This is a genomic window from Bradyrhizobium sp. I71, assembly GCF_022354745.1.
Taxonomy (GTDB): domain Bacteria; phylum Pseudomonadota; class Alphaproteobacteria; order Rhizobiales; family Xanthobacteraceae; genus Bradyrhizobium; species Bradyrhizobium liaoningense.
Map to the genome: position 1 here is coordinate 557,483 of NZ_CP059398.1, position 14,704 is coordinate 572,186.

A 14,704-nucleotide genomic window follows, 5' to 3' on the forward strand; every position below is an offset into this window, starting at 1 on the left:
CGCCGATCCTCGTCAGGATCGGGCTTTAAGTGCTTGTGTTCTCGGGCAGGTGTTCACAAACGCGAACACGACGCCCACCCCCGGTCTTCCTGGGGCCCGGCATCGTCTGAAACTATCCGACTTGGATGCGGGGCTTATTAGGGGATTCCGGGGGCTTTCGTCAACCGCTGCTAGCGCTTGGCTCGCTTTTTCGTGACCTTTTTTGCGGTCTTTTTGGCACCCTTTTTGACGGCCTTCTTGGCGGTCGTTTTTGCGGCCTTTTTGGCCGTTTTCTTGGTCGCGGTCTTGGTAGCGGTCTTGGCAGCGGTCTTGGAACCCTTCACGGCTTTCTTGACCGCCTTTTTTGCAGTTTTGGCCGATTTGGCCGCCTTTTTGGCTGCCTTCGCCGGCTTTTTGGCCGATTTCTTCGCCGCCTTGGCCTTTTTGGCCGGCGCCGTCTTGGCCGCGCTTCTCGAGTGGGTCTTGGGCTCGACCGCGCCGAGCGCCAAAAGCTGGCGGTGGATGGCGCGGGTGACCTCGTCGATGGCCATCATGCCGTCGATGGTCGAGAGCTTCCGCCGCTCGGAATAGTAGTGAATCAGCGGTTCCGTCTGGCTGCGGTAGCTGGCCAACCGCTTGGTCAGGACCTCAGGGGTATCGTCGACCCGGACCTCCTCGCCGCGCTCGCGCATCTGGGCAACACGGGTCTCGACGCGGTTCAAGAGCGCGCTCTCGTTGACGCGGAGCTCGATCACGGCGTCGAGCTTGAGATGCTTCTGCTTGAGCAGCTCATCCAGCGCCTCGGCCTGCGGCACGGTGCGCGGGAAACCGTCGAGGATGAAACCGTTCCTGGCGTCCGGCTGGTCGATCCGGTCGGAGATGATTCCGACCACGACCTCGTCCGGAACGAGGCCGCCACCGGCCATGATCTCCTTGGCCTTCAGCCCGACCGGCGTTCCGGCCGCAACCGCCGCGCGTAGCATCTCGCCGGTCGAGAGCTGGACGATGCCATAGCGCTGCACCAAGAGTTGCGCCTGGGTCCCCTTGCCCGACCCCGGCGGTCCCAGAAGTATAATTCTCATCGGCGTACGCCCCCCGGATTGGTGAGCGATACGTCGCGCACCTGTGCCTTGATATCAAGAGCGGTGCAAACCACAACCAGCGCAGCACCACCATTGACGACCATACTATAAGGCAGACCGATCCCGTAAAGGTCGAACACCTCCGGAATCAACTGCAACGCCGTCAGGTAGACGGCTCCGATGACCGTCGTCAATGACACGACGCGATCGAGATAGGCGGCGGTCGCCTCGCCGGGCGCGACACCGGAAATGATGCCGTCGCGTTGCGCCAGGGATTTGGCCGTGTACTCGGGATCGATGACATAAGCGGTGTAGACGAAGGCCAGCACGAACACCGCGACGGATACGAGGATGAGGTGCACCGGCTGCCCCAGCTGAAGATGGTGATAGGCCGCGGCGACCAAGGGGTGATCGGCGCCCATGACGAGGCCCGCAAGGGCGAGCGGAAGAAAGAAGATCCACGGCGCCATGGTGACCGGAATCAGGAACCCCGCGCTGTTGAGCTTGATCGGCAGCACCGCTTCGCGCACCGGCAGTTGCCGTGCGCCGACATTGAGCGCGCCGAACTGGACCCGAACATTTCGCCGTGCGCCTTCGACAAGCACGATGACAGCGACGGTCGCGACCCAGAACACGGCATGGAAGAACACGAGATTGCCCGAGATCGCCCCGCTCCGCACGACATCTGCGATGCCGGCGACGTCTCGCGGCAGGGAGGCGAGCATGCCGACACTCAAGATCAGCGCCAGACCGTTGCCAATGCCGTAGCGGGTGATCTGTTCGCTCAGCCACACCAGCACAACGACGCCGCCGATCATCGAGGCCGTGGCCGTCAGCACGAACCAGCCGTCGGGATCCCTGACGAGCTGCGGAATGGAGATCAGCGCGGAGGAGATGCCGTAAGCCTGAAAGGCGGCAAGAGCCAGCGTGAGTCCGAGCGTGGCGCGGGCCACCTTGCGTCGGCCGTCCTCGCCCGACCGCTCGAGCGAACTAAGGCCGCGCCACACCAACGACAGCAACCGGACAAAGATCGCCGCAGTCAGATAGGGAACGAGGCCGAGCGAAAACAGCGAAAGGCGGCCGTTGAAATCGGGTAGCGACGAGAGGCGCGAAACATCCAGCCCCGCGATCGGGATCTGCGTGCCCAGCCTGAAGAGGAGAAGCGCGCCGATCGTGAAAGCGATTCGGCGCGCGAGCTCCCGGCTCATCTACGGCGGCCGCGCAGCTTGGACTTCCGGATCAGGCCTTCATACTGATGGGCCAGAAGATAGCCCTGGACCTGCGCCACCGTATCCATGGTGACACTGACGACGATCAGCAGCGAGGTGCCGCCGAAATAGAACGGCACCGACGCGTAGGAGATCAGGATCTCGGGAATCAGGCAGACGATCGCCAGATAAATCGCGCCGAGCACGGTAATGCGCGACAGCACGTAGTCGATATATTCGGCAGTGCGCTCGCCAGGACGGATGCCCGGAATGAAGCCGCCGTGCTTCTTCAGATTGTCCGCGGTCTCGGTCGGGTTGAACACGATCGCGGTGTAGAAGAAGGCGAAGAACACGATCAGCGCCAGATACATGATCAGGAACAGCGGGCGGCCATGGCCGAGCTGGGTGTTGATCCACTGGAACCATTCCGGCCCGCTGCCCGCATTGAAGTTCGCCACCGTGGTCGGCAGCAAGAGCAGCGAGGACGCGAAGATCGGCGGGATCACGCCCGAGGTGTTGAGCTTGAGCGGCAGATGCGAGGACTGGCCCTCGAACATCTTGTTGCCGACCTGGCGCTTCGGATACTGGATCAGGAGGCGGCGCTGCGCGCGCTCCATGAACACGATGAAGGCAATCACGGCGACGGCCATGATGATGACGACCAGGATCAGGCCGGTCGACATCGCGCCCTGACGGCCGAGCTCGAGCATGCTGGCGAGCGCCGCGGGCAGCTCGGCGACGATGCCGGCGAGAATGATCAGCGAGATGCCGTTGCCGATGCCACGCGAGGTGATCTGCTCGCCCAGCCACATCAGGAACATGGTGCCGCCGGTCAGCGTGATCGCCGTGGACAGGCGGAAGAACAGGCCGGGCTCGCTGACGACGTTGCCGGCGCCTTCGAGACCTACCGCGATCCCGTAGGACTGGAACGCGGCCAGGATGACCGTCAGATAGCGGGTGTACTGATTCAGCGTCTTGCGGCCGGCCTCGCCTTCCTTCTTCAGCGCCTCGAGCTGCGGCGAGACGGTGGTGAGGAGCTGGATGATGATCGAGGCCGAGATGTACGGCATGATGTTCAGCGCAAAGATCGCCATGCGGTGGATGCCGCCGCCGGCGAACATGTTGAACATGCCGAGGATGCCGCCCGCCTGCGAGCGGAACACCTGCTCCCAGATGTTCGGATCGATCCCGGGCAGCGGGATGTAGGTCCCGAGCCGATAAACGAGCAGCGCACCCAGGGTGAACCAGATGCGCTTCTTCAGTTCGTCGGCCTTGGCGAACGCGCCGAAATTGAGATTGGCTGCCAGTTGTTCCGCTGCAGAGACCATCTTGGACTTTCTCCCGCCGCCTGTTGCGCCGTCATGCCCGCGGCCGGGCTACTTTAGCGGACGCCGGACATTATCTGGGGCTCGGCTTCGATAAGTCCACGTCCCGCATGCGTAAAGGCCCGCGAGCCGCGGGCCAATGACGCAGTTGTTACGCCGCCTCGCCTTCTTCCTTGGCAGGGGCGAGGATCTTCACCGAGCCGCCGGCCTTCTCGACCGCCGCGATTGCAGTCTTGGTGGCGCCATGCACTTCGATGTTGAGCTTGGACTTGAGCTCGCCGCGGCCGAGCAGCCGCACGCCGCCCTTGGCGCGGCGCAGCACGCCGCCCTTCACCAGGGCCTCGACGTTCACGACGCTGCCGGCGTCGATCTTCTTGGCATCGACCGCTTCCTGGAGCCGGTCGAGATTGATCTCGGCGAACTCGATGCGGAAGATGTTGTTGAAGCCGCGCTTGGGCAGACGGCGATGCATCGGCATCTGGCCGCCTTCGAAACCCTTGATGCGCACGCCCGAACGCGCGGTCTGGCCCTTGCCGCCGCGGCCGGACTGCTTGCCCTTGCCGGAACCGATGCCGCGGCCGACGCGCATACGCTTCTTGCGCGAGCCGGCGTTGTCGGCGATATCGCTGAGCTTCATCGCCCTTCTCCTTGTGTCTTGCGCACGATCTTCACCGAAAACCGCTTCCCGCTCTTCGGGATCGTGCGCCTTTGCTTACTTCTCGTCGACGATGCGGACGAGATGGTGAACCTTCTCGATCATGCCGCGGACCGCCGGGGTGTCCGGCAGTTCGCTGATACGGCCGATCTTGTTGAGCTTGAGCCCGATCAGCGTCGAACGCTGCGAGTGATGGCGGCGGATCGCGCTGCCGGTCTGCTCGAGCTTGATCGTCTTTGCGGCCTTGGCCATCGTGGTCTACTCCGAAAAGCTTCCGTTAGTCGGCAGCCGCCTCTGCGTCGCCACCGATACGGCGGGACTGGAGGGTGGACACCTTGATGTTGCGGCGGGCAGCGACCGAGCGCGGCGAATCCTGATGCTTCAGCGCGTCAAAGGTCGCGCGCACCATGTTGTACGGGTTCGACGAGCCGATCGACTTCGCCACCACGTCCTGGACGCCGAGCGTTTCGAACACGGCGCGCATCGGACCGCCGGCGATGATGCCGGTACCGGCCGGAGCTGCACGCAGGTAGACACGGCCCGCGCCATGACGGCCGGCGATGTCGTGATGGAGCGTGCGGCCCTCGCGCAGCGACACGCGCGTCAGGTTGCGCTTGGCGGACTCGGTCGCCTTGCGGATCGCCTCGGGCACCTCGCGCGCCTTGCCGTGACCGAAGCCGGCACGACCCTTCTGGTCGCCGATCACGACCAGCGCTGCGAAACCGAAGCGCTTGCCGCCCTTGACGACCTTGGCCACGCGATTGATGTGGACGAGCTTGTCAACGAACTCGCTGTCGCGCTCCTCGCGCTCCCTGCGTTCACGTCCGCCGCCGCGTTGATCGCGTCCACCACGTTGTTCGCGTTCAGCTGCCATGGTTTTTCCAATCCTTCAGAGGCTTGCGCCCCAATCCTCAAATTCTGTTAGAAGCTCAGCCCGCTCTCACGCGCCGCGTCGGCAAGAGCCTTGACGCGCCCGTGGTAGAGATAGCTGCCGCGATCGAACACGACTTCCTTGACGCCCTTCTCGGCCGCGCGCTCGGCCAGCAACTTGCCGACCGCCTTCGCCGCATCGATGTCGGCGCCGGTCTTGCCGCCGTCGCGCATCGACTTCTCGAGCGAGGAGGCGGAGGCCAGCGTCTCGCCCTTCAGGTCGTCGATGACCTGGGCGTAGATGTGCTTGGACGAGCGGAACACTGACAGGCGCGGACGGCCGCCGGCGGAACGGCGCAGCTTCAGCCGCACACTCCGCTTGCGCCGGGCATTCGTAACCTTGGCTTTCGACATGACCGGCTCCGTTACTTCTTCTTGCCTTCCTTGCGGAAGATGAATTCGCCCACATACTTCACGCCCTTGCCCTTGTAGGGCTCCGGCGGACGATAGGAGCGGATCTCGGCGGCGACCTGACCGACGCGCTGGACGTCGCTGCCCGCCACCGTGATCTCGGTCGGCTTCGGCACCGTGATCGTGATCCCCTCGGGGATCGGATAGATCACGTCGTGGCTGTAGCCGAGCGCGAGCTGCAGGTTCTTGCCCTGCATCGCGGCGCGATAGCCGACGCCGGTGATCTCGAGCTTCTTCTCGAAGCCCTTGGTGACGCCTTCGACCAGATTCGCGACCTGGGCGCGAGCGGTACCGTACAGCGCCCGCGCGCGGTTGGTCTCGGTCCGCGGCTTGACCTTGACCTGGCCGTTCTCGAGCTTCACCTCGACGTCGTCATGGACGATGAACTGAAGCTGGCCCTTCGGCCCCTTCATCTTGACGGTCTGGCCGTCGACGGTCGCGGTAACGCCCGACGGCACCGCCACAGGCTTTTTGCCAACACGTGACATGGATCGAAAATCCTTCTCAGAACACCGTGAAGAGGACTTCACCGCCCACATTCGCGTCGCGCGCGCTGTGGTCGGCCATGATCCCCTTCGGCGTCGACAACACCGAAATGCCGAGTCCGTTGTTCACCCGCGGCAGGTTCTTCACCGAGGCGTAGACGCGACGCCCGGGCTTGGAAACGCGCTCAATCTCGCGGATGACGGGCTCGCCGTCGAAATACTTCAGCTCGATCTCGATCTCGCTGCGGCCCGAGGAATGCTCGAGCGTGGCGTAACCGCGGATGTAGCCCTCGGCCTTCAGAACCTCGAGCACGTTCTCGCGCATCTTCGAGCCAGGCGTGGAAACCTTGGACTTCGAACGCATCTGCGCGTTGCGGATACGGGTGATCAGATCGCTGATTGGATCGTGCGTTGACATCTAAACGACCCTCCTTACCAGCTGGACTTCACGAGGCCCGGGACCATGCCCTTGGAGCCAAGGTCGCGCAGCGCGATACGGGACAGCTTGTTCTTGCGGTAGTTCGACCGCGGGCGGCCCGACAGCTCGCAGCGCAGGCGGATGCGGGTCGCCGACGAATTGCGCGGCATTTCCGCCAGCTTCAGGGTCGCGGCGAACCGCTCCTCCATCGGCAGCGTCTTGTCGACGATGATCGCCTTCAACCGCTCACGCTTGGCGGCGGCGTTCTTCACCATCCGCTTGCGCCTGTTGTTCTTCTCGACTGAACTCTTCTTTGCCATGCTTGGCTCCTGGGTATCCGCGTTTGAGAGGCTCTAGGTCAGCGTCTCACTGCCGGAACGGGAAATTGAAAGCGGTCAACAAGGCCCTCGCCTCTTCGTCGGTCTTGGCCGTGGTGCAGACGGTGATGTCCATACCGCGGGCTTCCGTGACCTTGTCGAAGTCGATCTCGGGGAAAATGATGTGTTCCTTGATGCCGAGCGAGTAGTTGCCGCGGCCGTCGAAGCTCTTCGGGTTCAGGCCGCGGAAGTCGCGGACGCGCGGCAGCGCGACCGTCACCAGGCGATCGATGAACTCGTACATGCGAGCCTTGCGCAGCGTGACCTTGCAGCCGATCGGCTGGTTCTCACGCAGCTTGAAGGTCGCGATCGCGATACGCGAATAGGTCACGATCGCCTTCTGGCCGGCGATCTGGGTCAGCTCGGCAGCGGCGGTCTCGGCCTTCTTGCGGTCGTTGACGGAATCGCCAACGCCCATGTTCAGCACGACCTTGTCCAGGCGCGGAACCTGCATCACGTTCTCATAACCGAACTTCTCGGTCAGAGCCGTGCGGATCTTCGCATCATATTCCGCGCGCAGGCGCGGCGTGTAAGCGGCCTCAGCCATCGATCTCAGCTCCCGAGCTCTTGGCGATGCGGACCTTCTTGCCGTCCGCCAGAATCTTGAATCCGATGCGGGTCGGCTTTCCGTCCTTGCCGACATACGCGATGTTGGACAGTTGGATCGGCGCCTCTTTCGAGATGATGCCGCCCTCCTGGGCCTGCGTCTGCTTCTGGTGACGCTTGACCACGTTGATGCCGCGCACGAGCGCGGTCCCGGCGTCGGGACGCACCTCGAACACTTCGCCGGTGCGGCCCTTGTCGCGGCCCGTCAGCACGACGACCTTGTCGCCCTTGCGGATCTTCGCAGCCATCACAGCACCTCCGGCGCGAGCGAGATGATCTTCATGTGGTTCTTGGCGCGCAGCTCGCGCGGCACGGGCCCGAAGATACGGGTGCCGACCGGCTCGGACTGGTTGTTGATCAGCACGGCGGCGTTGCGGTCGAAGCGGATGACCGAACCGTCGGCGCGGCGGATGTCCTTGCGGACGCGCACCACGACGGCCTTCATCACGTCGCCCTTCTTCACCTTGCCACGCGGAATCGCTTCCTTGATCGACACGACGATGATGTCGCCGATCGTGGCGTAGCGGCGCTTGGAGCCTCCGAGCACCTTGATACACATGACACGGCGTGCGCCAGAATTGTCGGCCACGTCGAGGTTGGTCTGCATCTGAATCATTGATGCACCTCGTCCTCTTTCTCTTTGCGCCAGCCCAGCCGGCGCTCAACATTTCCCTGAAGTCAGTCGGCTAGAGCCAACAGATCAGGCGCTTTTCTTGTGTTCGCCCCGGATCACGACCCAGCGCTTCAACTTCGAAATCGGCTTCGTTTCCTCGATCCACACCATGTCGCCCGGCTTGAACTCGTTGCTCTCGTCGTGCGCGTGGTAGTTCTTCGACCGGCGGATGGTCTTCTTGTAGATCGGGTGCGTGAAGCGGCGATCGACACGCACCACAATGGTCTTGGCTTGCTTGTCGCTGACGACCACGCCCTGCAAAGTACGTTTCGGCATCTTCGTAAGCCTCTTACTTCTTCTTGGCGCGCGTCTGCGCGGCGACGGTCTTGATCCGGGCGATGTCACGGCGGGCCTCGCGCAGGCGCGAGGTGTTCTCGAGCTGCCCGGTGGCACGCTGGAAGCGCAGGTTGAAGCGCTCCTTCTTCAGATTCAGGATGGCGTCATCCTGCTGGTCGGGGCTCATCGCGCGGATGTCTTCGATCTTCATCTGGGCCATGGCCATTACTCCGCAATGCGCTCGACGAAGCGCGTCTTGATCGGCAGCTTGGCCGCCGCCAGGGTCAGCGCCTCACGCGCGGTCTGGGTGTTGACGCCGTCGATCTCGAACAGCACCCGGCCCGGCTTGACGCGCGCGACCCAGAGTTCCGGCGAACCCTTGCCGGAGCCCATGCGGACTTCGGCCGGCTTCTTCGACACCGGAACGTCGGGGAACACGCGGATCCAGACGCGGCCGGCGCGCTTCATGTGGCGGGTCAGCGCGCGGCGGGCGGCTTCGATCTGGCGCGCGGTGACGCGCTCAGGCTCGGTCGCCTTCAGGCCGAACTGGCCGAACGCCAACGTCGCGCCCGAAGACGCAACGCCGTGGATGCGGCCCTTGTGCGCCTTCCGGAACTTCGTTTTCTTAGGTTGCATCATGGCTTCAAGCCCTCAAATTCTGGTGCAGCTCAGGCTGCAGCCGTGTCGCGGCGCTGACGGCCACCGCGATCGCCACCGCCGCCCGTCTCGCCCTCGGCCATTCTCTTGTCCTGGGCCATCGGATCGTGCTCGAGGATCTCGCCCTTGAAGATCCAGACCTTGACACCGCAGGTGCCGAAGGTCGTGAACGCGGTCGCGACGCCGTAGTCGATGTCCGCGCGCAGCGTGTGCAGCGGCACGCGACCTTCGCGATACCACTCCATGCGCGCGATTTCCGCACCGCCGAGACGTCCCGAGCAGTTGATGCGGATGCCTTCCGCGCCGAGACGCATCGCCGACTGCACGGCGCGCTTCATGGCGCGGCGGAACGCCACGCGGCGCTCCAACTGCTGCGCGATCGACTCGGCCACCAGCGTCGCATCGAGCTCCGGCTTGCGGATCTCGACGATGTTGATGACGACGTCGGACGAGGTGATATCCGCGACCTTCTTGCGCAGCTTGTCGATGTCCGCGCCCTTCTTGCCGATCACCACGCCCGGACGGGCCGAGTGGATGGTGACGCGGCACTTCTTGTGCGGACGCTCGATCACGATGCGGGCGACGGCCGCCTGCTTCAGCTCCTTGTGCAGGATCTCGCGGATCTTGACGTCCTCGTGCAGCAGCTTGCCGTATTCCTGCTTGCCGGCGAACCAGCGGGAATCCCAGGTCCGGTTGATGCCGAGACGCAGACCGATCGGATTGATCTTTTGACCCATCGTGTTCTCCTGCGCCCTTAAGCGGCTGCTTCGGCTTCGACCTGACGAACGATGATCGTCAGCTGCGAAAATGGTTTGTAGACACGGCCCGAGCGGCCGCGGCCGCGAGCGGCGAAACGCTTCATCACGAGGCCGTTGCCCACGAAGGCCTGCGCCACGACGAGATCGTCGACGTCGAGGTCGTGGTTGTTCTCGGCATTGGCGATAGCCGATTCCAGGCACTTCTTGACATCGACCGCGATCCGCTTGCGCGAAAACTGCAGGTCGGCGAGCGCAGCAGCTGCCTTCCGGCCGCGAATGAGCTGGGCAACCAGGTTGAGCTTCTGCGGGCTCACCCGCAGCATCCGGGCGACCGCCTTGGCCTCGTTCTCGGCGAGGCTCCGTTCGCGCTTAGGTTTGCTCATCGTGTAATCCTCAAGCCTTCTTGGCTTTCTTGTCGCCGGAGTGGCCATGGAAGGTCCGGGTCGGCGAGAACTCGCCGAACTTGTGACCCACCATTTCCTCGTTGACGGCCACCGGCACGTGCTTCTGACCGTTGTAGACGCCGAAGGTCAGGCCGACGAACTGCGGCAGGATCGTCGAGCGACGGCTCCAGATCTTGATGACGTCGTGACGGCCGGACGCGCGCGCGGCATCTGCCTTCTTGAGCAGAGAACCCTCGACGAACGGGCCTTTCCAGACTGAACGAACCATGTCCGGCGTTCCTTACTTCTTCCGCTTGTGGCGGCTTAGGAGAATGAATTTGTTGGTCGACTTGTTGGTGCGGGTCTTCTTGCCCTTGGTCGGCTTGCCCCACGGAGTGACCGGATGACGGCCGCCCGAGGTACGACCTTCACCACCGCCGTGCGGATGGTCGATCGGGTTCATCGAAACACCGCGGTTATGCGGCTTGCGGCCCAGCCAACGGTTACGGCCGGCCTTACCGATCGAGGTGTTCATATGATCGGGGTTCGACACCGCGCCGATCGTGCCGCGGCAACGGCCGTGCACCAGGCGCTGCTCGCCCGAATTCAGGCGGATGATGACGTAATCCTGGTCGCGGCCGACGAGCTGGGCATAGGTGCCTGCGGAACGGGCGAGCTGGCCGCCCTTCCCGATCTTGACCTCGATGTTGTGGATGATCGTGCCGACCGGCATGTTGCCGAGCGGCATGACGTTGCCCGGCTTCACGTCGACATAGTTGCCGGCGACGATCGTGTCACCCACGGCCAGGCGCTGAGGCGCCAGGATGTAGGCCTGCTCGCCGTCCTGATACTTGATCAGCGCGATGAAGCCGGTGCGGTTGGGATCGTACTCGAGACGCTCGACGGTCGCGGGGACGTCGATCTTCTCGCGCTTGAAATCCACGGTGCGCAGCGTCCGCTTGTGACCGCCGCCGCGGAAGCGCACGGTGATGCGACCGGTGTTGTTGCGACCGCCCGCGGAGTGCTTGCCCTCGGTGAGCGCCTTGACCGGCTTGCCCTTGTACAGGGCCGAACGATCGACCATGACCAGCTGGCGCTGGCCCGGCGTCGTGGGATTGAATGTCTTCAGTGCCATCGTCGTACGACCTTACAGACCGGTGGTCACGTCGATCCGGTGACCCTCTTCGAGGGTCACGATCGCGCGCTTGGAATTCGACTGCGAGCCGAGATTGCCGCGGAAGATCTTCGTCTTGCCCTTCCGGACCAACGTGTTGACGCTCTTGACCTTGACGTCGAACAGCTTCTCGATCGCTTCCTTGATCTGCGGCTTGGTCGCCTTTGCGGCCACCTTGAACAGCACCTTGTTGTGCTCCGAGGCGATCGTCGCCTTCTCGGTCACGACCGGCGACAGGATCACGTCGTAGTGGCGAGGCTCGATGTTCTTCGTCATTTGAAGCGCGCCTCCAGCGCATCGATGGCGGCCTTGGTCAGAACGAGCTTCTGACGGCGCAGGATGTCATAGACGTTGATGCCCTGGATCGGCAGCACGTCCATGTTCGGGATGTTGCGGGCCGCGGCGGCAAAACCGTTGTTGAGCTCGGCGCCGTCGATGATCAGCGCGTTGGTCAAGCCCAGACCCGAGAAGTGACCGAGCAGCGCCTTGGTCTTGGCGGCTTCCAGCGCGGCCTTCTCGATCACGACGAGATCGCCGTCTTTGGCCTTGGCCGAGAGCGCATGCTTGAGGGCGAGCGCGCGGACCTTCTTCGGCAGGTCGGTGGCGTGCGAACGCACCACCGGACCGAAGGCACGGCCGCCGCCGCGGAACTGCGGCACGCGGGCCGAGCCGTGACGAGCACCGCCGGTGCCCTTCTGCTTGTACATCTTCTTGCCTGTGCGCCAGATCTCGGCGCGACCCTTGGCCTTGTGCGTGCCGGCCTGGCGCTTGTTGAGCTGCCACTGCACGCAGCGCGCGATGATGTCCTCGCGCGGCTCGAGGCCGAAAATGGCGTCGGAGAGCTGGACCGAGCCGGCTTCCTTACCTTCGAGGGTGGTGACCTTCAATTCCATCTCACGCCTCCTGCGCAGCCGGAGCGGCTTCCGCGTCGCCAGCAACCTTGAACTTGCCGGGCTTCGGGGCTTCCTTCGGCAGCGGCTTCTTGACGGCGTCGCGCACGCGGATCCAACCGCCCTTGGAGCCGGGAACGGCGCCTTCGACGAGGATCAGGCCGCGCTCGACATCGGTCTGGACGACGCGAAGGTTGAGCGTGGTGATGCGATCGACACCCATGTGGCCGGGCATCTTCTTGTTCTTCCAGGTCTTGCCGGGGTCCTGACGGCCACCGGTCGAACCGATCGAGCGGTGCGAGATCGACACACCGTGCGTGGCGCGCAGACCGCCGAAGTTCCAGCGCTTCATGCCGCCGGCGAAGCCCTTACCGACCGAGGTGCCGGTGACGTCGACGAACTGGCCGACGACGAAGTGATCCGCCTGGATCTCGGCGCCGACCGGGATCATCGCATCCGCGCTGACCCGGAATTCCTCGACCCGGCGCTTCGGCTCGACCTTGGCGACCGCGAACTGGCCGCGCTCGGCCTTCGGCATGTAAACGGTCTTGCGGCCGCCAGAACCGAGCTGGAGCGCGACGTAACCGTTCTTCTCTTCGGTGCGGTGGCCTACGACCTGGCAATTGCCGAGCTTCAGCACGGTCACGGGGATATGTTCGCCGGCCTCCGTGAAGACCCGCGTCATCCCGACCTTTTGTGCGATCACTCCGGAGCGCATCGGCTTGCTTCCTGTTCTTTCTGTCCTTGCGGACTAGCTAATCTTCGTAGTGAGCAAGACCCGGTCCGAGAACCGGTGCCCACTTCTCGGGGTCTTGCTCAGAGCTTGATCTCGACGTCGACACCGGCGGCCAGGTCGAGCTTCATCAAAGCATCGACGGTCTGCGGGGTCGGATCGACGATGTCGAGCAGGCGCTTGTGGGTGCGCATCTCGAACTGTTCGCGGCTCTTCTTGTCCACGTGGGGCGAACGGTTGACGGTGAACTTCTCGATGCGCGTGGGCAGCGGAATGGGTCCGCGGACCTGCGCGCCGGTGCGCTTCGCCGTGTTCACGATCTCGCGGGTCGACGTATCGAGGATACGATGGTCGAACGCCTTGAGACGGATACGAATGTTTTGGCCGTTCATTGCCGTGCTTTCTCTAGTGAGTGGCGAGTAGCGAGTAGCGAATAGAATCCCCTATTCGCCACTCACCATTCCCTATTCGCTTGTTACTCGATGATCGAGGCGACGACGCCGGCGCCGACGGTGCGGCCACCTTCGCGGATCGCGAAGCGGAGCTTCTCTTCCATCGCGATCGGCACGATCAGGTGCACTTCCATCGCGATGTTGTCGCCCGGCATCACCATCTCGGTGCCTTCCGGCAGGTGCACGACACCGGTCACGTCGGTGGTGCGGAAGTAGAACTGCGGACGGTAGTTGGTGAAGAACGGAGTGTGGCGACCGCCCTCTTCCTTGGTGAGGATGTAGGCCTCAGCCTTGAACTTGGTGTGCGGCTTGACAGAACCGGGCTTGGCCAGAACCTGGCCGCGCTCGACGTCCTCGCGCTTGGTGCCGCGGAGCAGCGCGCCGATGTTGTCGCCGGCCTGGCCCTGATCGAGCAGCTTGCGGAACATTTCAACGCCGGTGACGGTGGTCTTCTGGGTGGCGCGGAGACCGACGATCTCGATTTCCTCGCCGACCTTGACGACGCCGCGCTCGACACGGCCGGTCACCACGGTGCCGCGGCCAGAGATCGAGAACACGTCTTCAACCGGCATCAGGAACGGCTGGTCGATCGGACGCTCCGGCTGCGGGATGTACTCGTCGACGTTGCGCATCAGCTCGAGGATGGCGTCGTGGCCGAGCTTCTTGTCGGAGTCTTCGAGAGCGGCGAGCGCCGAACCCTTGATGATCGGGATCTTGTCGCCCGGGAATTCGTACTTCGAGAGCAGTTCGCGGACCTCGAGCTCGACGAGCTCAAGCAGCTCCGGATCGTCGACCATGTCGCACTTGTTGAGGAACACGACGAGCGCGGGGACGCCGACCTGGCGGGCGAGCAGGATGTGCTCGCGGGTCTGCGGCATCGGGCCGTCAGCGGCGGACACGACCAGGATCGCGCCGTCCATCTGGGCGGCACCGGTGATCATGTTCTTCACGTAGTCGGCGTGGCCGGGGCAGTCGACGTGGGCGTAGTGGCGATTCTGGGTCTCGTACTCGACGTGCGCGGTCGAGATCGTGATGCCGCGGGCCTTCTCTTCCGGCGCCTTGTCGATCTGGTCGTACGCGGTGAACGTCGCACCGCCGGTCTCGGCGAGGATCTTGGTGATCGCCGCGGTCAGCGACGTCTTGCCATGGTCGACGTGACCGATGGTGCCGATGTTGCAGTGCGGCTTGTTACGTTCAAACTTTGCTTTGGCCATTTGACTCTCCGTTCAATC

25 protein-coding genes are annotated in these 14,704 nt (G+C 63.8%); all 25 read right to left on the reverse strand.

Translation table 11 applies throughout. The annotated features are described in order from the left end of the window. Positions 1 to 170 precede the first annotated feature (170 nt). The 25 genes from FJV43_RS02625 to tuf all read right to left on the reverse strand — a co-directional run bounded on the left by FJV43_RS02625 (position 171) and on the right by tuf (position 14,686). Positions 171 to 1,061, reverse strand: a complete 891-nt coding sequence (locus FJV43_RS02625) for an adenylate kinase (RefSeq protein WP_239624435.1) — start codon at positions 1,059 to 1,061, stop codon at positions 171 to 173. Beyond that, a complete protein-coding gene (locus tag FJV43_RS02630) occupies positions 1,058 to 2,269 on the reverse strand; it encodes a preprotein translocase subunit SecY (protein ID WP_239624437.1) in 1,212 nt (403 codons plus the stop codon). The genes FJV43_RS02625 and FJV43_RS02630 overlap by 4 nt, the downstream gene beginning before the upstream one ends. Next, the gene (gene secY, locus FJV43_RS02635) at positions 2,266 to 3,597 is read right to left on the reverse strand and encodes a preprotein translocase subunit SecY (protein WP_239624439.1); all 1,332 of its coding nucleotides are present in this window, start codon (positions 3,595 to 3,597) and stop codon (positions 2,266 to 2,268) included. Before secY ends, FJV43_RS02630 begins: the two co-directional genes overlap by 4 nt. Before the next feature lie 148 nt (positions 3,598 to 3,745). Then, entirely contained in the window at positions 3,746 to 4,231 is a 486-nt protein-coding gene (rplO, locus tag FJV43_RS02640; protein WP_239624441.1) for a 50S ribosomal protein L15, read from the reverse strand. 75 nt (positions 4,232 to 4,306) lie between these two features. Then, positions 4,307 to 4,501, reverse strand: a complete 195-nt coding sequence (gene rpmD / locus FJV43_RS02645; RefSeq protein WP_027554162.1) for a 50S ribosomal protein L30 — start codon at positions 4,499 to 4,501, stop codon at positions 4,307 to 4,309. Between the two features lie 25 nt (positions 4,502 to 4,526). Beyond that, a complete protein-coding gene (rpsE, locus tag FJV43_RS02650) occupies positions 4,527 to 5,123 on the reverse strand; it encodes a 30S ribosomal protein S5 (RefSeq protein WP_014494507.1) in 597 nt (198 codons plus the stop codon). A 47-nt stretch (positions 5,124 to 5,170) separates the two neighbouring features. Beyond that, positions 5,171 to 5,533, reverse strand: a complete 363-nt coding sequence (gene rplR, locus FJV43_RS02655) for a 50S ribosomal protein L18 (RefSeq protein WP_024342458.1) — start codon at positions 5,531 to 5,533, stop codon at positions 5,171 to 5,173. A gap of 11 nt (positions 5,534 to 5,544) precedes the next feature. Then, positions 5,545 to 6,078 (reverse strand): 50S ribosomal protein L6, encoded by a 534-nt coding sequence (gene rplF / locus FJV43_RS02660; RefSeq protein WP_239624443.1) that lies wholly within the window; start codon positions 6,076 to 6,078, stop codon positions 5,545 to 5,547. A 16-nt stretch (positions 6,079 to 6,094) separates the two neighbouring features. Further along, the gene (gene rpsH, locus FJV43_RS02665; protein ID WP_131867594.1) at positions 6,095 to 6,493 is read right to left on the reverse strand and encodes a 30S ribosomal protein S8; all 399 of its coding nucleotides are present in this window, start codon (positions 6,491 to 6,493) and stop codon (positions 6,095 to 6,097) included. A 14-nt stretch (positions 6,494 to 6,507) separates the two neighbouring features. Next, entirely contained in the window at positions 6,508 to 6,813 is a 306-nt protein-coding gene (gene rpsN, locus FJV43_RS02670; RefSeq protein ID WP_239624445.1) for a 30S ribosomal protein S14, read from the reverse strand. 46 nt (positions 6,814 to 6,859) lie between these two features. Beyond that, positions 6,860 to 7,417 carry a 50S ribosomal protein L5 gene (gene rplE, locus FJV43_RS02675; protein WP_018647250.1) on the reverse strand — a complete coding sequence of 186 codons (558 nt, stop codon included), beginning with the start codon at positions 7,415 to 7,417 and terminating at the stop codon, positions 6,860 to 6,862. Then, complete coding sequence (rplX, locus tag FJV43_RS02680) at positions 7,410 to 7,724, reverse strand: 50S ribosomal protein L24 (RefSeq protein ID WP_028177970.1); 315 nt, start codon at positions 7,722 to 7,724, stop codon at positions 7,410 to 7,412. Before rplX ends, rplE begins: the two co-directional genes overlap by 8 nt. Beyond that, positions 7,724 to 8,092: a 50S ribosomal protein L14 gene (rplN, locus tag FJV43_RS02685; protein ID WP_007603030.1), complete on the reverse strand. Its 369-nt coding sequence runs from the start codon at positions 8,090 to 8,092 to the stop codon at positions 7,724 to 7,726. Before rplN ends, rplX begins: the two co-directional genes overlap by 1 nt. 84 nt (positions 8,093 to 8,176) lie before the next feature. Then, the gene (gene rpsQ / locus FJV43_RS02690; RefSeq protein WP_028177969.1) at positions 8,177 to 8,425 is read right to left on the reverse strand and encodes a 30S ribosomal protein S17; all 249 of its coding nucleotides are present in this window, start codon (positions 8,423 to 8,425) and stop codon (positions 8,177 to 8,179) included. Between the two features lie 13 nt (positions 8,426 to 8,438). After that, positions 8,439 to 8,645 carry a 50S ribosomal protein L29 gene (rpmC, locus tag FJV43_RS02695; RefSeq protein WP_011088144.1) on the reverse strand — a complete coding sequence of 69 codons (207 nt, stop codon included), beginning with the start codon at positions 8,643 to 8,645 and terminating at the stop codon, positions 8,439 to 8,441. 5 nt (positions 8,646 to 8,650) lie between these two features. Further along, on the reverse strand, positions 8,651 to 9,064 hold the full coding sequence (gene rplP, locus FJV43_RS02700; RefSeq protein WP_008136349.1) for a 50S ribosomal protein L16: 414 nt from the start codon (positions 9,062 to 9,064) through the stop codon (positions 8,651 to 8,653). A gap of 29 nt (positions 9,065 to 9,093) precedes the next feature. Further along, positions 9,094 to 9,819: a 30S ribosomal protein S3 gene (rpsC, locus tag FJV43_RS02705; protein ID WP_237861444.1), complete on the reverse strand. Its 726-nt coding sequence runs from the start codon at positions 9,817 to 9,819 to the stop codon at positions 9,094 to 9,096. A 17-nt stretch (positions 9,820 to 9,836) separates the two neighbouring features. After that, the gene (rplV, locus tag FJV43_RS02710) at positions 9,837 to 10,223 is read right to left on the reverse strand and encodes a 50S ribosomal protein L22 (protein WP_008136353.1); all 387 of its coding nucleotides are present in this window, start codon (positions 10,221 to 10,223) and stop codon (positions 9,837 to 9,839) included. Positions 10,224 to 10,233: 10 nt separating this feature from the next. Then, entirely contained in the window at positions 10,234 to 10,512 is a 279-nt protein-coding gene (gene rpsS, locus FJV43_RS02715; protein WP_008136357.1) for a 30S ribosomal protein S19, read from the reverse strand. Between the two features lie 12 nt (positions 10,513 to 10,524). Then, entirely contained in the window at positions 10,525 to 11,358 is an 834-nt protein-coding gene (gene rplB, locus FJV43_RS02720) for a 50S ribosomal protein L2 (protein ID WP_239624447.1), read from the reverse strand. A gap of 12 nt (positions 11,359 to 11,370) precedes the next feature. Next, entirely contained in the window at positions 11,371 to 11,673 is a 303-nt protein-coding gene (locus FJV43_RS02725) for a 50S ribosomal protein L23 (RefSeq protein WP_007603019.1), read from the reverse strand. Continuing rightward, the gene (gene rplD, locus FJV43_RS02730; RefSeq protein ID WP_018647243.1) at positions 11,670 to 12,290 is read right to left on the reverse strand and encodes a 50S ribosomal protein L4; all 621 of its coding nucleotides are present in this window, start codon (positions 12,288 to 12,290) and stop codon (positions 11,670 to 11,672) included. The genes FJV43_RS02725 and rplD overlap by 4 nt, the downstream gene beginning before the upstream one ends. Before the next feature lies 1 nt (position 12,291). After that, the gene (gene rplC / locus FJV43_RS02735; protein ID WP_239624449.1) at positions 12,292 to 13,005 is read right to left on the reverse strand and encodes a 50S ribosomal protein L3; all 714 of its coding nucleotides are present in this window, start codon (positions 13,003 to 13,005) and stop codon (positions 12,292 to 12,294) included. A 98-nt stretch (positions 13,006 to 13,103) separates the two neighbouring features. Continuing rightward, positions 13,104 to 13,412, reverse strand: coding sequence for a 30S ribosomal protein S10 (gene rpsJ, locus FJV43_RS02740; protein WP_002712302.1), 309 nt, complete (start codon positions 13,410 to 13,412; stop codon positions 13,104 to 13,106). Positions 13,413 to 13,495: 83 nt separating this feature from the next. Beyond that, positions 13,496 to 14,686: an elongation factor Tu gene (gene tuf, locus FJV43_RS02745; RefSeq protein WP_028177965.1), complete on the reverse strand. Its 1,191-nt coding sequence runs from the start codon at positions 14,684 to 14,686 to the stop codon at positions 13,496 to 13,498. Positions 14,687 to 14,704: the final 18 nt, after the last annotated feature.